The 398-nt window shown below is 42.5% G+C and carries 1 protein-coding gene; it reads right to left on the reverse strand.

All coding sequences use genetic code 11. From position 1 onward, the window contains the following. Positions 1–269, reverse strand: a 269-nt coding sequence (locus N2712_08135; protein ID MCX8029945.1) for a radical SAM protein, incomplete at its 3' end; no start/stop codon positions are given. Between the last annotated feature and the right edge of the window lie 129 nt (positions 270–398).

Below are 398 nucleotides of genomic sequence, written 5' to 3' on the forward strand. Positions count from 1 at the left end.
ACAGTTATCCTATTCAGACCGGCGGATTTTAAGTCTTTTGCCTTTTCTTTCAGAAAAAAGCCGTTTGTAGTAAGGCTAAGGTCTTCTATTGGCAAGGCTGATAGCATTGCTATTAGTTTCTCTATGTCTCTCCTTAGCAGTGGTTCTCCACCAGTGAGCCTTACCTTTTTTATGCCAAGTGGCAAAATACTCCTTACAAAGTCCCTTATCTCTTCAAAGCTGAGTATTTCCTCGCGTCTAAAGAAGTGGTATTCTTCTCCTTCTGGCATACAAAATTGGCAACGAAAATTGCACCTGTCTGTGACTGAGATGCGTAGGTCCCGCAGCTCTCTTCCAAGTCTATCAAGTATCATGCACCCATCACCCATTGACTTTTCCCATCTCTAAATCTGTCTCTT

The sequence above is a fragment of the Brevinematales bacterium genome (assembly GCA_026415355.1).
Classification (GTDB): Bacteria; Spirochaetota; Brevinematia; order DTOW01; family DTOW01; genus SKYB106.